This window comes from Natronoarchaeum sp. GCM10025703 (assembly GCF_042661985.1).
Classification (GTDB): domain Archaea; phylum Halobacteriota; class Halobacteria; order Halobacteriales; family Natronoarchaeaceae; genus Natranaeroarchaeum.
The window spans coordinates 291480-304434 of sequence record NZ_JBHSZF010000002.1 but is presented as its reverse complement, the minus strand read 5'-3'; the positions used below and the strand labels follow the sequence as shown (position 1 = coordinate 304434).

Annotated in this window: 11 protein-coding genes and 2 pseudogenes; 12 read left to right on the top strand and 1 reads right to left on the bottom strand. The window is 60.1% G+C overall.

Features of this window, described 5'->3' with window-relative positions; genetic code table 11:
• Positions 1–260: 260 nt before the first annotated feature.
• The 6 genes from ACFQH2_RS18590 (at position 261) to ACFQH2_RS18565 (ending at position 6839) form a co-directional block, all read left to right on the top strand.
• A complete protein-coding gene (locus ACFQH2_RS18590; protein WP_377050745.1) occupies positions 261–764 on the top strand; it encodes a low molecular weight phosphatase family protein in 504 nt (167 codons plus the stop codon).
• Between the two features lie 153 nt (positions 765–917).
• Positions 918–2972, top strand: a complete 2055-nt coding sequence (locus tag ACFQH2_RS18585) for a glycoside hydrolase family 15 protein (RefSeq protein ID WP_377050743.1) — start codon at positions 918–920, stop codon at positions 2970–2972.
• Between the two features lie 183 nt (positions 2973–3155).
• Positions 3156–4109 carry an NADP-dependent oxidoreductase gene (locus ACFQH2_RS18580; protein WP_377077099.1) on the top strand — a complete coding sequence of 318 codons (954 nt, stop codon included), beginning with the start codon at positions 3156–3158 and terminating at the stop codon, positions 4107–4109.
• 392 nt (positions 4110–4501) lie between these two features.
• The gene (locus ACFQH2_RS18575; protein WP_377050739.1) at positions 4502–5023 is read left to right on the top strand and encodes a hypothetical protein; all 522 of its coding nucleotides are present in this window, start codon (positions 4502–4504) and stop codon (positions 5021–5023) included.
• A gap of 152 nt (positions 5024–5175) precedes the next feature.
• Positions 5176–6198: a Cdc6/Cdc18 family protein gene (locus tag ACFQH2_RS18570; protein ID WP_377050737.1), complete on the top strand. Its 1023-nt coding sequence runs from the start codon at positions 5176–5178 to the stop codon at positions 6196–6198.
• Positions 6199–6368: 170 nt separating this feature from the next.
• Entirely contained in the window at positions 6369–6839 is a 471-nt protein-coding gene (locus ACFQH2_RS18565; RefSeq protein ID WP_377077098.1) for a pyridoxamine 5'-phosphate oxidase family protein, read from the top strand.
• Positions 6840–6943: 104 nt separating this feature from the next.
• On the opposite strand, the pseudogene ACFQH2_RS18560 reads toward ACFQH2_RS18565, so the two are convergent.
• A pseudogene (locus ACFQH2_RS18560) lies at positions 6944–7794 on the bottom strand (IS5 family transposase).
• Positions 7795–7945: 151 nt separating this feature from the next.
• Here ACFQH2_RS18560 and ACFQH2_RS18555 point away from each other — a divergent pair.
• From ACFQH2_RS18555 to ACFQH2_RS18530, 6 genes and pseudogenes are all read left to right on the top strand, one after another.
• A pseudogene (locus ACFQH2_RS18555) lies at positions 7946–8890 on the top strand (ATP-binding protein).
• Positions 8891–8975: 85 nt separating this feature from the next.
• Positions 8976–9404 (top strand): hypothetical protein, encoded by a 429-nt coding sequence (locus ACFQH2_RS18550; RefSeq protein WP_377050731.1) that lies wholly within the window; start codon positions 8976–8978, stop codon positions 9402–9404.
• Positions 9405–9792: 388 nt separating this feature from the next.
• Positions 9793–10659 carry a hypothetical protein gene (locus ACFQH2_RS18545; RefSeq protein ID WP_377050729.1) on the top strand — a complete coding sequence of 289 codons (867 nt, stop codon included), beginning with the start codon at positions 9793–9795 and terminating at the stop codon, positions 10657–10659.
• A gap of 236 nt (positions 10660–10895) precedes the next feature.
• Positions 10896–11840: a hypothetical protein gene (locus ACFQH2_RS18540; RefSeq protein ID WP_377050727.1), complete on the top strand. Its 945-nt coding sequence runs from the start codon at positions 10896–10898 to the stop codon at positions 11838–11840.
• Positions 11841–11842: 2 nt separating this feature from the next.
• Positions 11843–12160, top strand: a complete 318-nt coding sequence (locus ACFQH2_RS18535) for a hypothetical protein (RefSeq protein ID WP_377050725.1) — start codon at positions 11843–11845, stop codon at positions 12158–12160.
• Positions 12157–12810 (top strand): hypothetical protein, encoded by a 654-nt coding sequence (locus tag ACFQH2_RS18530; protein ID WP_377050723.1) that lies wholly within the window; start codon positions 12157–12159, stop codon positions 12808–12810. The genes ACFQH2_RS18535 and ACFQH2_RS18530 overlap by 4 nt, the downstream gene beginning before the upstream one ends.
• Positions 12811–12955 lie beyond the last annotated feature (145 nt).

Below are 12955 nucleotides of genomic sequence, written 5' to 3'. Positions count from 1 at the left end.
ACCTGTCCACTGCACTCGGGGGTTTGCTTGTCGTTGTTTTACACCGTGCCTTCTCGTCGAACGTCGTCTCGTAGGCGTCTCTGATTGTCATCGAGATGATACAGAAAGGGAATTACCCAAGCGACATTGTTCATTTCACGTTCTCGGCGGTGATACAGCCGCTATGCAGAAGTCGTACGGAATGCTGGCGGCGTCAAAAGTATATATGAATATGTACGCCTCATATAATCCATTTTATACATGCAAGTCTATTCCCTACTATGGTGTCGAATGACCAGATCCGGCTTGATTTCGTTTGTGTCCACAATGCAGGGCGGAGCCAGATAGCAGCCGCCTTCGCCGAGCGTGAGCGCTCCGAGCGAGATTTAGAGGATGTCATCGAAATACACTCTGGGGGGACAGAGCCGGGCGATACCGTTCACGAAGAGGTCGTCAGAGCGATGGGCGAGGTTGGAATAGATATCTCAGGCCGGAGTCCGAAATGGATCGCCGACCTTGACGACCTGAAGGAAACTGACTACTTGATTACGATGGGTTGCTTCATTTCGGAATTTGATCCTGCCCAGTATGGCGTCGAATCATATGAATGGGATCTCACTAATCCCGAGGGGCAGGACTTGGAAACCGTCCGCGAGATTCGAGACGAAATCGGACGTAGAGTAAAAACGCTGTTCGACGAAATCGAACAAGTTACTGAAGAGCGAGCGAATACGGACTCCTCAGGCAGCGTGGTCACGGCGATTCAGGATTTTCTGTTACCCTGAGTCAGGAGCAGTGACACTGCTTACATTGGCAGAACGATACACCGTCTGAACCGTATCTTAGTCGATTCGTCATCGGAAGACGAGTGACCGGGGGTTGGTAACGAGGCTACACAGTCGCCCCGCTTTTATTGATCAGTCAGTCGTCGACCAACCATGCCAGTCGAGTCGAACGCGCCGGATGTACCGAGCGACAAGGACGCCATCCTCAGCGCGCCACACGACGAGGGCGCGAACGTCATGTTGACCGCGAACCGGTACGACGACCCCGAGCAGGACCGCCACGGGTCGATCATCGAGGAAACCTCCGCGTTTCGGTCGGATATCGAACTGTTCTACGACCTCCACACGCTGGCGTGGAACGCGGACGAGAGACACACGCTGGACGCCCGGGACGATGCCGTCGAGAGCGACATCTCGTTCGCGTCGAGCCGAGTCCCCGAGATAACCCTCGAGAACCGCTTCGAGGAGGCCGGATCGACCGGGACGCTCACGCAGCATGTCGTCGCAAGCGTCGACACCTGTGCGCTGCTGCTCCGCACTGACGCCGCGTTCGAGACGGTCGCAGAGCGAACGTTCTACACCGTCACCGACCTCGGAATCCAGGGCCACAACCACGAGGACCCGAACGCAGTCCAGGAGGCGTACGTCACGGAGCGCGATGGTGCCGAACTGGTTGTCGCAACGGACGGCGACCGGTGGCTAGCGATCGCACAGGACCACGACGGCCGCCGGGAGTTCGACGGCAACCGGATCGGCCACACCGGCGTATCGACGGGCCCGGGACGGAGCGCGTGGGCGGATATATACGAGGGGTCCGACGGGTTCATCGACGACACTGAACGGGGCGAGGGGAACCTCGATGTTGGTGTGGGACTGTACGTCGGCGAGACGGACGAGGCGTCCTGGCTCACCGGTGTCGGCTTCGGCTACGGGGCCGATGCGGCAGTCGAGCACGCGCTGACGGTCCTCGACCGTGGGTACGAGTCAGAGCGGAAATCGTTCGCGGACGCGTGGGAGACGTGGCACGCAACTGTCTCGGACGGCCCGACCGACGACTCCACGGTCAACGGCCTGTACGAGCGGTCGCTGACGGCGATGAAATCCGCACAGGACGGCTGTTGTGGCGTCATCGCGGGGGCGTTCAAGCCGATCGACATGACGTACAAGTTCATCTGGCCGCGCGATCAGGTGATCATCACGCAGGCGCTGATCGCGGCCGGCGCCGAGCAGGAGGCACGGCTTGCGCTTCGGTGGTTCGACGATAACCAGATCATCAATGATGTCGTCGACAGCCGGGGGATCAATCGCTACGGGACATGGTGGCAGAACTATTTCGTCACCGGCGAGCCGCACTGGCGGGCGCTCCAGCTCGACCAGGTCGGTGGGCCGATATACGCCCACTGGCTCGTCTGGCAGGAGACCGGCGACGACGACCTGCTGGCCACCCACTACGATATGTCGCGTCGTGCGGCGGAGTTCCTCCTCTCGTACGACAACCAGTACGGCTTCCCGGAGAAACACCAGGATCCGTGGGAGGAGATCTGGGGGCACAGCACCGAGGGCACCGCCGCCGCGATCGCCGGGCTTCGCGCGATGAGCGAACTCGCGGAGGCGCACGGCGACCCGACGTTCGCCGAGCGGTGTCGCAACCGAGCAAACGTCTGGGCGGAGAACATCGAACAGTACTGTTTCAAATCCACGCCGTACGGTGACGCGTTCGTCACCGCCGACAGCCCGGAGACCTCGTCCGACCCGCCGGCTGACGCCCGACCGGACGCCGCTGCGTTCATGGCTGTCTGGCCGTGGAACGTCGTTGATGCCGGCGATGAGACCATCTCGGCGACGCTCTCGCTCGCCGACGAGGAACCGTGGGTAGCGGGAGAGACGCCCTGTCTGGGCCGCTATCCCGGCGACCACTACACACCCACGGGGACCGCCGAGGATGGCGGGTGGCCACTGTGCGAGGCGTACGCAGACGTGGCCCGGTGGCTCGGCGGCAACGATCCCGATGCAGTCGCCGACCACGTGTTCGAGGATGCCATCGAGTGGACGACCAGTGCCGGCCTGCTCCCCGAGCGCGTCGACGGGAGCGGACGGGTCCGGTGGAACTCGAACCTCCAGTGGAGCCAGGCAGCGTACCTGCTGCTCGTCGAGAACCACGTTCGCGGCGAGCCGTTCGGGCTCGCGCCGGGCGAGCGCTCCGCCTGAGCCCGGGAACAGTTCCGAGGTCGGCCGTCGGTTTCGGTCCGACCGTCCTGTTCGAGTTTCCAGCCGAGGGCGGCCAGTCTATCCAAAACAGCACCGTTTTCGGTCCGGGAAGCGTACGGCGGGGCATGCGAGATTCTGAACCGCGAGTGGGTGTTTGCCGAGCGTCCCGATGGTGAGCCGGATATGGACAGTTTCGAGCTGCACGAGGGCGGCGTTCCGGAGCCGGAACACGGTGAACTGCTTGTCCGGGTACGCTACCTCTCTGTCGACCCGTATATGCGGGGTCGAATGCGGGACGCTGAATCGTACGCGGAGCCGTGGGATATCGGCGAACCGCTGAACGGTGCTGTCGTCGGCGAAGTCGTCGAAAGCGAGAGTGATACCTACGATACTGGCGACCTCGTGACGGGCAACGGAACATGGGCGGACTACAGCCTCCTCGACGCTGACAGCGTCGCCCCCGTCGATCCGACTATCGCCGGCCTCCCCGCCTACCTCGGCGCGCTCGGAATGCCCGGTCGGACAGCGTACTTCGGACTGCTCGACGTGGGCGAGCCCACTCCCGGCGACACAGTCGTCGTGTCCGGTGCTGCCGGTGCAGTCGGCTCCGTCGTCGGCCAGATTGCGAAGCTAAACGGCTGTCGCGTCGTCGGCTTTGCGGGCTCCGATGAGAAAGTCGAGTGGCTCACCGACGAGCTGGGCTTCGACGCCGCAATCAACTACAAAGACGTCGACGACTATCGGGCGGCACTCGACGATGCCGCACCCGGCGGCGTCGACGTCTACTTCGACAACGTTGGCGGTCCGATCACGGATGCGGTCTTCACGAAACTGAATCTCGACGCACGGGTCGCTGTCTGCGGACAGATCGCTCACTACAACGCTGAAGACGTCCCGACGGGGCCGCGAAAGCTCCCGCAACTCATCGCATCTCGTGCGAAAGTACAGGGACTCCTCGTCAGTGACTACGCAACCCGATTCGAGCAAGCCAGCGAACAACTCGGTACATGGGTCGCCTCCGGCGATCTCACCCATCGCGAGACGATCGTCGATGGACTCGAGAACGCACCGGACGCGTTCCTCGGACTGTTCTCTGGGGACAACATCGGCAAGCAGGTCGTCGGCGTCTCCGAGTGAAATCGGTTGGATCAGATCCGCAAAGTGGTATTTAGGGCCGTGCAAGATCTGTGTCTGTTTTGTACGCTCCGGATCAGTGTGCCGAACTGCGATCAGGTAGCGGGTGATGGATACAGCGGCCGAACGGGCATGTATCGCCGACATCGATTTGAACGCGTGTTCCCAACGTGTTGTTGTGCTAGGACTCCGGTTTTTCATGTGTGGTGCGTGCGAGACGGTGTATGCGGACGTCGAGAGACCACCCCAGTGTTGCAACTGTGACGGCGAACCCGTCGAAGAAATCGGTCCCGGAACCCAGGCAGCCGACTACTTCACCGGACGCTGATCGGAAGGTCGGCTCACGGCCGTCCAGCAGTATATCTGTCCGTGGCACGAACCATGACGGGACGGCCATGAGTGAGACGACAGCCGATGCCGGGGAGAAAGTGTTTCACGTAGAGTGTCGCTGTGGAGAGGGGACGGTTGCGATTCCGATGCAACCGGACCGGTATCCGATCCTGGCCGACGACGCTCGATATCCGGCCAACCGGGACGATGCTCGCGCAGAACTACGAGAGAAGTACGGGGACTGGCTCGGCTTCGAGACGGCAACTGGAACCTGTGAGCACTGTCAGACGACGTGGGTCCAGGCCACTGCGACGGCCGTGGCGCGCGACCGGTACGCCGAGGACCTGGAGTTTCACCGGCCGCTCACCTGTCCGGCCTGTCATCACCGCTTCTCGCTGGCCCCCCAGTGTTATCCCACAGAGGACGACGTGGCCGATAAACAACTGGAGCCGTACACAGCCGCCGAGGTCCAGCAGGCTGGCGAGGAGTTCTACTCGCTGTACATGACCAAGGGCGTCGAGTGCCGGTGGAACGACCACTGCGAGGTCGAACGGTTCTACTTAAAAGGGCAACTCGGCAGCAACTAGAGACTGCCCTGAAACTTTCAGGAAGCGATGCGTTTCGGAGCCAGCAACCGCAGGACTGGATAACGCCTGGGTGCTACGAGAGGCCGAACTTCCCTCTTTCCGGAAACAGCCCAGATACACTTTTACAACTCGACGCGAAACACCTTCGATAGATGATCCGCGATGCTCGCGTCTTGCGTGCTGGCTTCGTTCCACGGGAAGTCGAGCATCGCGACGCCCAAGTGAACCACCTCTCGAGCGTCCTCGAACCGATCACGAACGGCGAACCGGCTGACACCGCGCTCGTCACGGGGCCCAGCGGGACGGGCAAGACCTGTATCTCGAAGTTCGTCACCGAGCGCCTTCGCGAGGAGGTCCTCGACGTCGAAGGGACCTACGTGAACTGCTGGCGGAACTACACTCGGTTTCGGGCGCTCTACCAGATCCTCGACGATCTGGGGAAGACCATCGACATCCATCGGCAGTCGACCCCGCACGACGAACTGATCGAACGGCTCCAGCAGTACGACGGGCCCCGAGCCGTCATCATTCTCGACGAGGTCGATCAACTCGAGGATCCGGGCGTCCTCTACGATCTGCACAGCCTCCCACAGTTTGCGATCATCTGTATCGCCAACAAGGAAGAGGAACTGTACAGCCGCGTCGACGACCGGCTCGTGAGCCGCCTGCGCTCGAGCGAGCACGTCCGGATGGACAAGTACCACGACGAACAGCTCTACGACATCCTGGCCGCCCGCGCGAAGTGGGGGCTCGATCCGGACGTCGTCGACGACGACCAACTCTATCGCATCGCGGACGCCGCCGCCGGCGACGCGCGACTCGCGATCGGGATCCTCCGAACGGCAGCCAGCACGGCCGACCGCGAGAATCACGAACGCATCACAGACGGCCTCCTGCGCGACGCCGCAGGCGATGCACGCGCCCAGATCAGACAGAAGAGTCTCGACTCGCTGACCCCACACCAGCAGGTGGTCTACGAGATCGTTCGCGAGCACGGCCCACTGGGCCCGAGCGAGATCCACGACCGCTACTCCGAGGAGATCGACGATCCGCGAACGAAGCGAACCATCCGAACGTATCTCTCGAAGATGGCCCAGTACAACCTTCTGGAAGCGGCGGGGACGAGTCGGGATCGGGAGTACTCGCTCGTCGACTCGACGGCTACCTCGCAGTAGTGGAGAGGCGTTATTGAGTGGAAAAATAGCCAATTCTAAATTAGCGGCCTTGTTGAAATCCTTTATTGATGATAGGTTTCAGCAATTTTGCTGAATGCACAGCGATTTTCCGAGGTAATTGACTGCTGATGGAATAACACTAAGACAATACAGCCGAGTTTTCTTCCCATATGAGGGGTCTTACACAGGAAGAAATGGACGAGGTACTCGTTCGACAAGGGATTGGTGTCCTCGCAATGGCTGAAAGTGCGCACCCATATGCGATTCCAATGTCTTTTGGATACGATTCCGAGAAACCAGTGTTCCCAATGCAATGGGGTGGTGGATACGAAGGTCGGAAGAATCGAGTTCTTGAATCGAATCCGAATGTCTGTCTCACTGTGTACGAACAGGATGCTCAAGACGAGTCGATCTGGCGAAGCATTATCATCACGGGAGAATTATACGAGATTCCGGAAGAGGAGGAACAGCAAGCATACGCAAGTATAGCGTCGAATGCTCAGTTCCCACCTGACCTTGGAGTGTGGGGAATTCCGTTTGAAGACGTTGAATTCCGCCTGTTTGGATTGGAGGACACGGATTGTACAGGGCGTGAATTTTCCACGGAATACGAGGAGTGGAATGTTGAGACACCCGAGTAGATTTCACCGGGAGGAGGAGTGACTTCCGTTCCGCAGTACATTCATCTGGCGGTAGTGCTGTGCTATACCTTCTCTCAATATTTAGCAGTCTGTTTCTCTCGGAATCATGGACATTCGCCCCTTTCGTGTGAAGTGGCGAGGCTTCGCTCCAGATTGTGGACGATACACTTTATAACGAGTTCGCGGAACTGCTTCCACCAGCGTCGTGACCGGACGAACGCACCGTACTTCCGCTTGAGCGTTGAGTTAACCGTCTCTGATTGACTCCGCTGGCCGTAGAGATTAGTGTCTAAGCGCGCGTTCCATGCCCGATGGAGTGGCGTGAACTCACGATGCTTAATCAGTGGCCGAACCTCGTGTTGCCGGGCAAGTCGCCTGATTTTCTGGTCGTCGTAGCCCTTGTCACCGAGCAGAATGTCAATATTCTCAGGATTGCGCTTGATCAACGACGGAGCAATCTGGCTATCGTGTTTCCGAGTCGTCGTCACGTGTAAATCGAGAATCGCGTTTACCTTCGCATCGACCAGCAGCGTCATCTTGAGCTGCTGAATCGTAAGTTCAGCGCGTTTTGTGTAGTGTTTCAGAGCGTGACTGCGGTCAAACCCTGATGCATCAACTCCAACAACTCCGCTCGTCGGAAGTAGCGTCGCTGAGAGAGTCAATATGATACGCCATACGGCCATATCAAGTCGATTGAATGCCTTACAGAGCGTTGATGGCGTAGGAAGCTCGGCTGCCCGAGAACACGACGGATGCGTGGCATCTCGATCAGTTCGTCAAGCAGGCCACGATAGGTTGTGTTCTTCCGAACTTTGAGACACAACAGAACAACGTGTTGCGGGAGTGTATAGCGGTGTTTGGAGAATTTCGAGGAGTATCGAGAGACTGCTCGGCGTGCCAGATGGATCGCTTTCTCAGTAAAACGAAGAATCTGCGACTTCGGGAGGGCCTTCATCTCGTCGAATTATGCGGCGAACATGTAACTCTCTGAGGATTTCAACAGAGCCAAATTAGCCTATTTTAGAATAGGCTATTCTGAGATAGGCTATTCCAGATTAGTCTATCCGGAAGTATTATTTCCGGGCGAACGAACGCAGAGATACTTCGTGAATCGGGAAGAGGAGCTCTCGCGGCTACGAGGGTGTTACGAATCTGACGATGCCGAGATAGTCGTTATTTTCGGCCGACGGCGTCTCGGGAAGACTCAACTCGTCCAGCACTCGCTTGCTGACCGTGACGACGCCGTCGTCTATCAGGCTACGGAAACCACGTCGCAGATACAACTCGACGAGTTCGTCGATGTCGCCGCCGAGACGTTTCCCGGGATCACGGAGATCAAACAGAGCTGGGAATCCCTCCTGGGGTATCTCGGTGAGCAGGGCGGTATCGTCGTCCTCGACGAATTCCCTCCCTCATCGATGCCGACGAAAGCCTTCCATCAGGTATCCAGCGCCTGTGGGACCAGCGCTTCCAGAACACGTCAGGAACACTTGTCCTGGTCGGGTCGTCGATCAGTATGATGGAGGAAGCGACGCTACTGGGGAACAGTCCCCTGTACGGACGGTTCACGGAGAAACTCGATCTCCGGCCGCTCGGCTTCGCCGCTGCCCAGGAGTTCCTTCCCGACGATTACGCTCCCGAAGAGCGTGTTTTTAGGCTTGCGGCTGATCGAACGGGAGGTCCCGGATTTTGTCAGTCAGGAATTCGAGAGACTTTGCCAGAATGCCCTGCCGAGGCTATACCCGGAGGAGACGTTCCTCGATATCGGTCGATGGTGGTACAACGAGTACGAGGTTGACGTCGTCGGAGTCACTACAGACGGCACGATGGTCGTCGGGGAATGCAAGTTCATCAACTCGCCGCTCGACTACAGCGCCCTCGCCTCACTCGAAGAGCATGCTGCAGAGAGCCGAGGGACGCCGGAGACCGGCGACACCGACACGGAATACGCGTTATTCACCCGTAGCGGGGCAACGCGGTCCGTACAGGAAGCCGTGTCCGAGCGGGACGATCTGCAACTGTTCGACCTGGATACCGTTACCTCCGCGTAGCCCGTGTAAATCGGGGTTGCCGAAAGGTCAAACCGAGGTTTGATCTTTGAGAGCATTTATTTCTGGACCGCCACAAGGATTTGACATGAACCGACGACAGTTTCTCGCAACGGCGGGAAGCGGGAGTGTTGCAGTGACGGCTGGCTGTTCCTCGATTCTCGAAGATGCAGGTCCGTTCCACTTCGGCATCACCAACTGGCGGGAACGGGAGTACACAGCCGAACTCACGCTCCGCAAGAACGACGAGGAGAAGCTAATCGACGGCCGGGTCGACATCGCCGCGAACGGCCCCGATCACGAGGACCCACCGGGGGTCCACCTGCAGGAAGTGACACAGGTGAAAAACGGCGACGCCATTAACGCCCGAGTGATCCTCGACGGCGAAACCTATCGGGGTCGCTACGAGGTAACGTGCAACCAGCGCGAGAGTTCCAAGAACAACTTCTTCTTATATATCCACTCCAGTGAAAGTGAAATGGGGATAGAGTTCGGCGGCAGTGAGTGTGGCGTATAGGACGGGACATTCAAAGCCGAATCTTGATCGGACAGATTTTTAGACTGCTCGATACAGACCTGTACTGCCCAATTGTACGACCTGAATTCAGGCAGGGCTTGGTCCGAAACATGCACTCTGTATCCAGTACGGCTTCTGAAATATATAACTTAGTGAGGATTTCAATACGGCAGGAACAGCCGATTTTGAAACACTCTTTTCGGAAGCAGTTCGGTCTCGGTGGTGAGGTGAATTGCCTCGGGGTCAGGTGGTTCGAGAATCTTTGATTCTCGTCATCACGGTAATCTTTGATTTCCGTAGGACCACGAGGCACTCAGCCTGCTCCGCCTGTAGACTACGTCCCCGGCGAGGGGTAACAACAAAGCCGGATGCAGACGAAGTCGAACGTATGCCCTCCAGACGAGCGCTATCGATCAGTCTCGCTCTCGGCCTGGTGCACGCGGGAGGACTCCTCGTCGTTGCCGCCGGGCTTGGATACGATGTCGGCCTATCGAACTATTCGCTTCTCGGAGTCGGCTGGCGATACGGTGGCCTGGTCGTCGTGGCGGCGGTTCCAGTATGGCTCGCGATGCGACATCGCCTCGTCACACCCGTCCTCGCGCTGCTCCTCACGACTGGATACGTCCTCTGGATGGAGCTTACACCGCCGGGCCCCACCTTTCGCGACGTCGCCGAACTCGAGGGGCTTGCCGAGCCAACCGGCATCATGGTGGTGGAGAACGGCCTCTACATCGTGCGCTACATGGTCAATGCGTCAGTCTGGACGGTCGGGTTCGTGTTCCTCGCGGTCCTCGAGTACGTCGTCCGGAACACGTGGGAGCCGCTTCCGTCGGTACCCGAGGCCGTCTCGTGGCTGTCGATTCCCGCTAGCCAGCGGCGGGCGACCGCGATCGCTGCTGTGGGTGGACTAGTGCATGCTGCGGTAATGACCTGGTTTGCCGCCCGCCTCGGGGTGACGCTTTCGGGTGGCTTCGAGTGGTTGTTGTTCCTGTTCGGTGCTGTCGGAATGTGGATACTCGCGGCTGTGCCGCTCTATCTCCTGGTCCGTCATCAGCTAATTGCGCCGGCGACGCTACTGGTGCTGTTTATCATCCTCGACGTCCGGGCAGAGTTCACAGCGAGTGTGGAGGACCCCCACGCACTCTACTTCGGGGCCTGGTTCCTGTATCTGGGCATCCTGCTCATTGCGGGAGGGATAGAGGATGGTCTCCGCCGTCTCAACATATACGAGCGATTGACTCCGGGAGCGCAGTAGCGCCGACCTCTCATCGACTGCTCCCGTCCGACATCGTCGACGAGCGGCATGGCTCGAAGCCAGCGGTCTACGTGGGTCGGAGTCGTGACAGTCCATTCCGAGAACCGTTTTCGGAAACACCCTACCGGGCTACAGAAACACGGCGGTAGTGCCGTAATCGGCCCTCACGACAGTGTTTCCAGAAATCCGGAAACGACACACCGCGGCTTATCGGGGCTGTGGGCATCTAGTGGAGTATGCACGAAAAGTCCCAATCGACGCCGAGCCGACTGGCAGTCGACCGACCGACTCGCGGAGCGGATCGCAATCAGGACCTCGTCGACCGCGCCGATCCGGCAAGCGAGCACCGGTTGCTTCCCTCGCTCGACGACGGGATCACGCTTCTGGACGTCGACGGCGGGCGAGGCGTCCCGGTACTCCAGTCGCTCGTTCTCGACCATCTACTCCTGCACGATGGGCCTGCGTTCTGGGTCGACGCGAACGGCCACGCGACCACGACTACGCTCAGCCGGATCGCACCCAGCCGGCGGCTGCTCGACCGCATCCACGTCGCCCGCGGCTTCACCGCCTACCAGCACTACGGCGCGGTCTGTGACCTCCCGACAGCGGTGAATCAGTCTATCCGGGAAACGACCGCTGCCGCCGGACGACATCGACGACCGCCCGACCGTGACGAGGGCTCGTCGCCGCATACCCCCTCGCTCATCGTCGCGCCAGCCGTCGACGCGCAGTATCGGGGCGACGACACGCTCGGGGCGGCACACGCGGAAACGCTGCAGGCGCGGACGCTCGCACGGCTGGCCAGTTACGCCGACGGCTACGACGTGCCGGTGCTCGTCACTCGCAGTAGCGTCGACGAGTTCACCGAACCGGTCGCAACGGCTGCCAATCAGCGTCTGGAGTGCGAGCAGACCCGGATGGGGCCCCGGTTCGTCGGCGACGAGTTCGAGACGCTCGTCTATCCTGTCGACGGCGGGGCGTACTACCAGACCACGTTCGCCTACTGGCGGCAACTACTCGACGCCCGGGCAACGCAGGTCGGGGTGGAGCCGGCGAGACCCTCTGGGAGGGAGGAAGCCGGGGGCGTCGGCACGGGTGTAACGGCTGCCGGCGAGACAGCGACGCTCACGGCGAACCCGTTACTCGACGCGTGGACCGCAGCGGGAACTGGAGGGCGGTGACGATGGGCCGAACCAATCCGACGTATCGGGACGCATTGCGGGCCATCGAGGAGCGCTGGGCGACGTTCCGGCGAGCGCTCCGGCGTCGCGACCAGCCCCGCTTCGATCAGCTATTCATGTACGCTCGCGAGCACGCCGACGCCAGCGGGCTGTTGAACCACCAGAACCCGCTCCTGCCGGCGCTTCTCAGCATCGACCTCGAACAGGAGACACGGCTGGATGCCCACGACGAACGGCTCGACGACCTGGAGGAGGCGCTCGAAACGGTACGCGACCGACAGGAACGCACGGAGGACCGAACTGACCGGCCCCCGCGATGACACGACTGGCGACCGTCGCGTTCGACATCGAGACGACCGGCTTCGGGACGACGGACCGGCTGACGGTCGTCGGCTTCGACGCAGCCATCAGCTCCCGCGTGTTTCTCAACACCGACGGTGAGACGTGTCCGCCAGATCTCGAACAACGGATCAACAACGAGGTGGGAACCCCCGTATCGTTCTCGGTGCACGAGAGCGAGTACGCACTCCTGAAAGCGGTCGCCGCCTTCGTCGAGTCGACGCTCTCCGACCGGGAGATCAAACTCGTTGCGTACAACGGCGAGACGTGGAACGGCGGCTTCGATCTCCCCTTTCTCCGGACGCGACTCAACTACCACGACCTCGGCTGGCCGTTCGAGGACATCCCATACATCGAGGCGATGGAGGTCTTCGAATCCCGATTTAACACGACGGAAAACGCGCTCGTGGAGGTCTACGACGAACTCCTCGGGGACGGGCTAAGTGACTTCGATCCGTTCGAGGACAGCGCGGAGGCCGTCGACACCTGGGAGGCCGGCGAGTTCGAGGCGGTCGTACTGCACAACGTCGCAGATATCCGCCGAACGCGGGCGCTGATGGATCTGGCCGAGCGCTACTGCTCGAAGTCTGACTTCTCGATGAAATCGCTCGACCCTGTGGTAGATAGCTGAGTCTTCGATCTGTGTCCGAATCGGGGAAGTGACCGTGTTGTCTGTGCGACGTCGATCGTCGCCGCGGCACCGCCGACGAGCCGGAGAGAAACCCCAATACGGGATTGAGAGGGGTTGTGAGAAACGAACAAAACGAACGAAACGA

Bases quoted from the DNA above. Each gene is read 5' to 3' on its own strand.
- ACFQH2_RS18540 (WP_377050727.1), top strand. From the start codon at position 10,896: ATGCACGAAAAGTCCCAATCGACGCCGAGCCGACTGGCAGTCGACCGA.
- ACFQH2_RS18570 (WP_377050737.1), top strand. From the start codon at position 5,176: ATGATCCGCGATGCTCGCGTCTTGCGTGCTGGCTTCGTTCCACGGGAA.
- ACFQH2_RS18550 (WP_377050731.1), top strand. From the start codon at position 8,976: ATGAACCGACGACAGTTTCTCGCAACGGCGGGAAGCGGGAGTGTTGCA.
- ACFQH2_RS18535 (WP_377050725.1), top strand. From the start codon at position 11,843: ATGGGCCGAACCAATCCGACGTATCGGGACGCATTGCGGGCCATCGAG.
- ACFQH2_RS18585 (WP_377050743.1), top strand. From the start codon at position 918: ATGCCAGTCGAGTCGAACGCGCCGGATGTACCGAGCGACAAGGACGCC.
- ACFQH2_RS18590 (WP_377050745.1), top strand. From the start codon at position 261: ATGGTGTCGAATGACCAGATCCGGCTTGATTTCGTTTGTGTCCACAAT.
- ACFQH2_RS18565 (WP_377077098.1), top strand. From the start codon at position 6,369: ATGAGGGGTCTTACACAGGAAGAAATGGACGAGGTACTCGTTCGACAA.
- ACFQH2_RS18575 (WP_377050739.1), top strand. From the start codon at position 4,502: ATGAGTGAGACGACAGCCGATGCCGGGGAGAAAGTGTTTCACGTAGAG.
- ACFQH2_RS18580 (WP_377077099.1), top strand. From the start codon at position 3,156: ATGGACAGTTTCGAGCTGCACGAGGGCGGCGTTCCGGAGCCGGAACAC.
- ACFQH2_RS18545 (WP_377050729.1), top strand. From the start codon at position 9,793: ATGCCCTCCAGACGAGCGCTATCGATCAGTCTCGCTCTCGGCCTGGTG.
- ACFQH2_RS18530 (WP_377050723.1), top strand. From the start codon at position 12,157: ATGACACGACTGGCGACCGTCGCGTTCGACATCGAGACGACCGGCTTC.